Consider the following 5,475-nt stretch of genomic DNA (forward strand, 5'->3'; position numbering starts at 1 on the left):
ATGGGCCTGAGGAAGCTGAGCAAGAACCGGGGTTCATTCCCCAGCGATGAGGCGCTGACTAAGTTGTTCTACTTGGCCCTGCGCAACATCAGTCAGAAGTGGACCATGCCGATTCGGGATTGGAAGGCAGCGTTGACCCGATTTACCATTCAGTTCGGAGACCGCATCTCCGTCAACTGAAGTCCGCCCCGTTTACACAAAAGTTCGGACACCCCCGATGCCGATACGAAACTCATTCATGCGGCCTCGCAATCTCGCCCATGCTCTGAAACTCAGCTCGACGAAATCTGCGCTGGCAGCTTCACGGCACTTCCACCACTTGGACAAATGGTCACGTGAGGGAATGGAATTTCAATGCCAACATTGTCAAACGCCGCTTTAATGCGCTTGTTGTACTCACGGCGCACGCCCCATTGCTCGCCCGGCAGCGTTTTAAATCGCACGCGAACAATCACGGCTGAATCGGCAAGTTCTTGCACACCAAAGGTCGACATGGGTTCGGTAATTTTCGGTCCCCACTCTTTGTCTTCCGCCAATTCAGTGCCCACTTTTTGCATCACCTGAATGGCTACGTCGACTTCCTCTTTGTAGGCGATGCCCACATCAACAACTGCATAGGCAAAGTCCATGGTGGAGTTGGTCACCGAATCAATCTGACCATTTGGAACAAAATGCACATTGCCGTGTGCGTCACGCAAACGCACATACCGCAGGGTTACATTTTCGACCGTGCCGCTTTTGCCACCCACTTCAATGAAGTCGCCTGCGCGAATCTGGTTTTCGATCAGCAGCACAATACCGGTGAAGTAATCTTTCACCAAACTTTGTGCACCAAAACCAACGGCCAAACTCACCACACCGGCAGCGGCCAGCACAGGGGCAATGGATATACCAATGGTGCCCAAGGCAATCAAAGCGCCGAGCAGCAAAATGACCACATTGGCCACGTATTTCAGCACGCGCATCAGGGTTTCGATTCGTTTTTGATCATCCAGCGTTTTGCTGCGTGCCTGTATGCGCGTACCCACGCGATCGATTGCTGCTTTTACCAAGCGCAACACAATCAGGGCAACTACGATGACCAGAAAAAATTTTGCGGCTTGCAAACCAAGGTCCAGCAGCTTGGCTGGTTCGATGTATTTGAATAGGGTTTCGAGTTGTTCGTTCATGGTGCTCCCACTGCTAAAAAGAGCCACCTATGTGTCGGTAGCTGTACACGTCATAAAGCGCCCGCACTTCTGCGCTGATGTATTGCTCAATGTCTGCCTGATCGTCGGCATTCGGGCCGGGCCGGAGTGAAACATCATCCGCGCCGTTCTCTTCGGGCAGCTCGTCGCCCTCTGTCTGGTTGTCCAGATCTGGATCTTGTTCTTCGCTCATGTAAAGTGTTTGCAGCCATCGCTATGCCTCCTTGAAAGGCTGGTTGTGGTTAGGCTGATCGACCGGTTGCCCCCGGTCAGTCAGCCGCTTTTCTTATTCCGCGTTCGAGATCGCTTCCAGGCGCTTCAGGCGCTGTTCCAGGTCGGTCGCAGCCTTCAGGGCCTCAATGCCCAGTTCAGCCAGCAGCGGATTGTTTGCCGCCGCTAGGGCCTTCACATCACTGACAAGCAAGGCGGCGCATTGCGCCGCCTTCGTTATCAGCAAGCACGGGGACGCGGCCACCACACGATCTAACAAGCGTTCGCCTTGGGATGTCATGCACCCAGGACGGGCATGGGCCATGGCTGAGTCCTTGGATAACAAGGCATCGCCCGAGGATATTGAGAGACGTATCGCGGAACACTTCGAGCGAAATCCGCCTTATCTCGATACCGATCATATCGTGCGCGACTTCCTGTCCGCGTTCGTACAGCATGCCTCGTTGTCGCCGGACGAACCCGCCGACAACGAGGACAGCGACAGCAATGAAGAAAAAAGCTCGGAATAGCGGCGATAACGATGTCGATCCCGCCCGCAGCGCCCAAATGGCTCTCGTGCGAGGACGCGACACCAAACCAGAAATACGTGTTCGCAAGGCCCTGCACGCCGCAGGCCTTCGTTATCGACTCCACGACAAGAAATTACCTGGATCGCCTGATCTGGTATTCCCCGGCCAGTCCGTTCGCGCCAGCCATGCCGACATGACGCGAAGCGTTTCCACACAAAACGGCATAGAGCCATGTTGCGTGGCTTTCCGCGCTTGCGTCCAGCTAACCCCAAAAGCGGGCGCTGGCGCAGTTGTCTGGCCACTGGCACCGGACTGATGTTTGGTTGGTTAAAAGTGCTGCCTCAGTTTGCTGGTTTCTCGCAATCCAGTTTGCTGGTTTCCAGCAAACTAGGTTGCTGCTTTCACGCAAACTAGGTTGCTGCTTTCACGCAAACTAGATTGCTGCTTTTCTGCAATCTGGAATACAGGGTGAAGCGAATCAAAGAAGCGCCGTCGGCACACCTACCCGGTTGGAGCCTGCCTACCGCTGCCCAACGCCCGATATAGGTCAAGCGCTGCGTTCTGCCGGTCCAGCAGCAGCGAAACAAACAGAGCCTGGGCCGAGAACAGGCTGTTGCGCGCGCAAATCTCAACCAGCACCGTGCTTTGCAAGCAGCTGAACACTGCATTGCCATCATCTGAGCTGTCCGCGACAATACTTTCAGTGCTCGCTCCCAGGCCGTCACGCGTAGGTTTAGTGGCGGTTTGCGCAGGCTTCTTGGAATCAAATCCTTCCTTTTGGCCACCGGGCACCCGAATCTGAAAGCCGGTCAGCATCCATGCACTGTTGCCACCCGACCGGACCAAAATAGCGCGCTGCCCCTGGTAGTCCAAGTGCAGGGGTAGAGTTACCCACCTCGATCCGGCGCGCTTCCTCCCCCTTCGCAATGGTCTGTACCAGGCCTTCTTCCAGCAGCTGGATAGCCTCTTGGCGTGTCATGCCGTCCTTGGCCTGGCGTTGCGCCAGGATGTGGGCGATCCCGCGCTTGTCATCCCTTCACACGAAGTCCACCCAGCCCAGGCCCGCGCGGTGCATGGCGCGGGCCGGCAGGATGTAGTCACGGATGATTTCGGCGTCGGACAGCGCCAGCGCACGGAAGCCGGGCACATGCTGGCGCAGTCAGGAGCGAATCGCGGCGATGGCGCGTTGCACGAAATGCAGCTTTGGCGTGGTCTGCGCCATTTCGGCCAGGACTTCTTCGACCGCCACGCGGCAGCACAGGTCGATACCACCACGCAGGCCGTGTTCCTGAATCTTGGCATCCACCAGGGCACGCCGCATCGTGGCGATCTGGTTCAGGCTGGGGGCCAGCTGCTGGTCAAACAATCCATCGTGTCCAAGCACCCCACTCGCCAGCATGCAGTCGGTGTCGTTCAGCTTGATTTCCATCTCACAGTGACCCACCAGCCACCAACAATCTAGCGCAGCATTTCCAAGTTTTTGTACCTTGGAAATGTCAAGTTTTGTCTGGTTCTCATGGGGTTGGGTTTTAAGCCGTGCCTTTGCGTTCAGTTTGTCGGTTCTTCCTGGGGCGCCCACCTTTCTTCCCGTTACGGCGGCTGGCAGCCTTGCCCTTTTTGGTTTTGGGGCCCGTGGACAACCCGCCATGCAACTTGCAGCGTCCACCGCGGTACAGGACTTTGCTTTTGCAGGGTGTGCCCTTGCGCGTCCTCGCGCCGCAGCAGTCGCTGTGGAGATGGACGGACGCAGGTTCGTGATCAGCGCTCTGCTTGCCAGGTGCTGGTGCCGGTAAGGCATGTTGTGGAGTGGTGTGGTGCATGGATGCCTCTGTCTTGCAATTGAACGTACTTGTGTGTCGTCCCATCTCAGGGCACTCGCGCTTTGAGCAGCCACCATTTCAAAAGCACGCAGTTCAGCAACCCTGGTGTCACCAGCAAACTGGTGCGTTGAGGAGCCGGTTGCGGGAACTTTGTGGTTGGCCGCGATGTGAATGGCACTGCCCGTACCCTGGCGATGCTTGCCTGGAGTGTCGATCGAGGCGGAGTCAAGATCCCGATGCTCATATGGATGGGCCAAGTGGGACCAGCGCCAGCGAACCCTACAGAGCATAGGGTTCGCTGCGGCAAGGCGGGCAGTTTCAGTGCAATCGCGACATGCACGGGAGGCGAGGAACTGCGCGAGGCTTCTGAGATGGCACGGGCGCATGCCGTGCTGGCGGCAGGCTTGGTCCGTGCCGGTGCCGTGATGTGGGCACGCTGGTATTCCGGGCTTTGGCGATAGCGTTCCGCAGCCGCGCCACGGAGCTTGGTGATTGGCTTGGTCAAGATCTCAGCCATCGTTTTCGTGCGCTTGGGGCGGCAACGAGGGCGAGGTGAACTCAGGGTGTCGGCGGCCCAACGTCGGGGCCAGGGCTGCATAAAACGCCTGGGGGGCTTCTTCAATGCAGTTGCGAAGCAGCTGGGCCACGCAGCTTTTCCACATCGGGTCTTTGCGGTGCTGGAGTGCGCGAATGACTTCCCCGGCCATTTGTTCTGCCGTCAGCGCCATCTCGGAATGGTCCAGCAGGCCTAAAGCGGCTGCGTGGGGCTGCATGGTTTGTTCAAAGCGCGCCAAGCGCGCACGCAGCTGTGCTTTACCACCCAGTAAATCCGAGCCTTGCATCCGCCCGTGGACCAGGGGAACGATCAGCACATGCATGTGCTGTGCGCTTTCATCCTTGTGCACGACCGCGCTCAGGAGGTTGGCGCTGCCAAACTCTGTGGCCATCCAGTCCAAAGCAGCTTGGAAGTACGCGGATTCGTCATCGTGGATGCCCACAGGCAGGCTGACCAAGGCCTCGATCAGGCGCACGGCATCCACGCGCAGCTTGTCGATGCCTGCTGCTTCCAGCTGTGCTTTGTAGGCGGCGTTGACCGCATCCGCCGTCTGGTGCCCGAGCAAGACGAGGTTGAGATGCTGCTGGCCTGGGGTGATGTTGGGCGTCAAAGCCAGCTCGCGCAGATTGTGCCGAGCCGCCCGCAGCGCTGCCGTGGGGCCCTTGAGCTTGGCAAAGCGCACCAGCAGGTTGGCAGGGCGTTTTCGGCGGTCCATGTGCACGCGTGCCCCTCAAATGACTCCAGCCGTGACGGGCACAGCTGGGTGGGAGAGGGCCAGCGAACGCATGGCGGAGCCGCAGTTTAGTGGATACCCAAAACGCGGCGCAGCTCGGCGACCGACCAGGCCAAGCGGTTGTTGATGCGGGCAGGGCGCAGCGGCCCCGTTTCCTTGCAGGCCCACAGGCGCAGGGTCTGCTCGGAGCGGTTGAGGTGGAAAGCCGCCGCGGCGGTGGTGATGTGGGAGCGGGTTTCTTCGTCCAGGCAGCCTGCCATGCAGACCACAGCACCAGTGCCTGTGTTGATACGCGTGGAATCGCTACCACCGTGGAAGCGGGCGTGTCCGAATTTTTGTGTAAACGGTTCGGACTTCAATTGACGGAGATGCGGTCTCCGAACTCAATGGTAAAGCGGGTCAGCGCAGCCTTCCAATCCCGGATGGGCATGGTCCACTT

At 58.4% G+C, this 5,475-nt stretch carries 10 protein-coding genes and 1 pseudogene; 3 read left to right on the forward strand and 8 right to left on the reverse strand.

The features are described 5' to 3' along the window. Positions 1–180 (forward strand): annotated as a pseudogene (locus SJH88_RS18300) (IS256 family transposase); the annotation flags it as partial. A gap of 92 nt (positions 181–272) precedes the next feature. Here SJH88_RS18300 and SJH88_RS18305 read toward each other — a convergent pair. From SJH88_RS18305 to SJH88_RS18315, 3 genes are all read right to left on the reverse strand, one after another. Then, on the reverse strand, positions 273–1,169 hold the full coding sequence (locus SJH88_RS18305; RefSeq protein WP_260674498.1) for a mechanosensitive ion channel family protein: 897 nt from the start codon (positions 1,167–1,169) through the stop codon (positions 273–275). Between the two features lie 13 nt (positions 1,170–1,182). Further along, positions 1,183–1,380, reverse strand: coding sequence for a hypothetical protein (locus SJH88_RS18310; protein WP_201742879.1), 198 nt, complete (start codon positions 1,378–1,380; stop codon positions 1,183–1,185). A 93-nt stretch (positions 1,381–1,473) separates the two neighbouring features. After that, a complete protein-coding gene (locus SJH88_RS18315; protein ID WP_260674499.1) occupies positions 1,474–1,722 on the reverse strand; it encodes a hypothetical protein in 249 nt (82 codons plus the stop codon). Here SJH88_RS18315 and SJH88_RS18320 point away from each other — a divergent pair. Together SJH88_RS18320 and SJH88_RS18325 are read left to right on the forward strand one after the other, a co-directional pair. After that, a complete protein-coding gene (locus tag SJH88_RS18320; RefSeq protein WP_260674500.1) occupies positions 1,721–1,927 on the forward strand; it encodes a hypothetical protein in 207 nt (68 codons plus the stop codon). The two genes, SJH88_RS18315 and SJH88_RS18320, sit on opposite strands and share 2 nt — an antisense overlap. Then, positions 1,905–2,243: a very short patch repair endonuclease gene (locus tag SJH88_RS18325; protein ID WP_260674501.1), complete on the forward strand. Its 339-nt coding sequence runs from the start codon at positions 1,905–1,907 to the stop codon at positions 2,241–2,243. Before SJH88_RS18320 ends, SJH88_RS18325 begins: the two co-directional genes overlap by 23 nt. Before the next feature lie 185 nt (positions 2,244–2,428). On the opposite strand, the gene SJH88_RS18330 is transcribed toward SJH88_RS18325, so the two are convergent. The 5 genes from SJH88_RS18330 to SJH88_RS18350 all read right to left on the reverse strand — a co-directional run bounded on the left by SJH88_RS18330 (position 2,429) and on the right by SJH88_RS18350 (position 5,296). Then, on the reverse strand, positions 2,429–2,743 hold the full coding sequence (locus SJH88_RS18330; RefSeq protein WP_260674502.1) for a hypothetical protein: 315 nt from the start codon (positions 2,741–2,743) through the stop codon (positions 2,429–2,431). A gap of 343 nt (positions 2,744–3,086) precedes the next feature. Beyond that, positions 3,087–3,506, reverse strand: coding sequence for a hypothetical protein (locus SJH88_RS18335; protein WP_274755297.1), 420 nt, complete (start codon positions 3,504–3,506; stop codon positions 3,087–3,089). Beyond that, entirely contained in the window at positions 3,457–3,792 is a 336-nt protein-coding gene (locus SJH88_RS18340) for an HGGxSTG domain-containing protein (RefSeq protein ID WP_313771666.1), read from the reverse strand. The genes SJH88_RS18335 and SJH88_RS18340 overlap by 50 nt, the downstream gene beginning before the upstream one ends. A gap of 464 nt (positions 3,793–4,256) precedes the next feature. Further along, positions 4,257–5,018, reverse strand: a complete 762-nt coding sequence (locus SJH88_RS18345) for a plasmid recombination protein (RefSeq protein WP_274755295.1) — start codon at positions 5,016–5,018, stop codon at positions 4,257–4,259. 86 nt (positions 5,019–5,104) lie between these two features. Further along, positions 5,105–5,296 carry a DNA-binding protein gene (locus tag SJH88_RS18350; protein WP_274755296.1) on the reverse strand — a complete coding sequence of 64 codons (192 nt, stop codon included), beginning with the start codon at positions 5,294–5,296 and terminating at the stop codon, positions 5,105–5,107. Positions 5,297–5,475 lie beyond the last annotated feature (179 nt).

The sequence above is a fragment of the Comamonas sp. GCA5 genome (genome assembly GCF_036541385.1).
Classification (GTDB): Bacteria; Pseudomonadota; Gammaproteobacteria; order Burkholderiales; family Burkholderiaceae_C; genus Comamonas; species Comamonas aquatica.

Coding starts and splice junctions, on each gene's coding strand:
- SJH88_RS18315 (WP_260674499.1), bottom strand. CDS start 1,722: ATGGCCCATGCCCGTCCTGGGTGCATGACATCCCAAGGCGAACGCTTG.
- SJH88_RS18330 (WP_260674502.1), bottom strand. CDS start 2,743: ATGCTGACCGGCTTTCAGATTCGGGTGCCCGGTGGCCAAAAGGAAGGA.
- SJH88_RS18305 (WP_260674498.1), bottom strand. CDS start 1,169: ATGAACGAACAACTCGAAACCCTATTCAAATACATCGAACCAGCCAAG.
- SJH88_RS18325 (WP_260674501.1), top strand. CDS start 1,905: ATGAAGAAAAAAGCTCGGAATAGCGGCGATAACGATGTCGATCCCGCC.
- SJH88_RS18310 (WP_201742879.1), bottom strand. CDS start 1,380: ATGAGCGAAGAACAAGATCCAGATCTGGACAACCAGACAGAGGGCGAC.
- SJH88_RS18340 (WP_313771666.1), bottom strand. CDS start 3,792: ATGGGACGACACACAAGTACGTTCAATTGCAAGACAGAGGCATCCATG.
- SJH88_RS18320 (WP_260674500.1), top strand. CDS start 1,721: ATGGCTGAGTCCTTGGATAACAAGGCATCGCCCGAGGATATTGAGAGA.
- SJH88_RS18345 (WP_274755295.1), bottom strand. CDS start 5,018: ATGGACCGCCGAAAACGCCCTGCCAACCTGCTGGTGCGCTTTGCCAAG.
- SJH88_RS18350 (WP_274755296.1), bottom strand. CDS start 5,296: ATGGCAGGCTGCCTGGACGAAGAAACCCGCTCCCACATCACCACCGCC.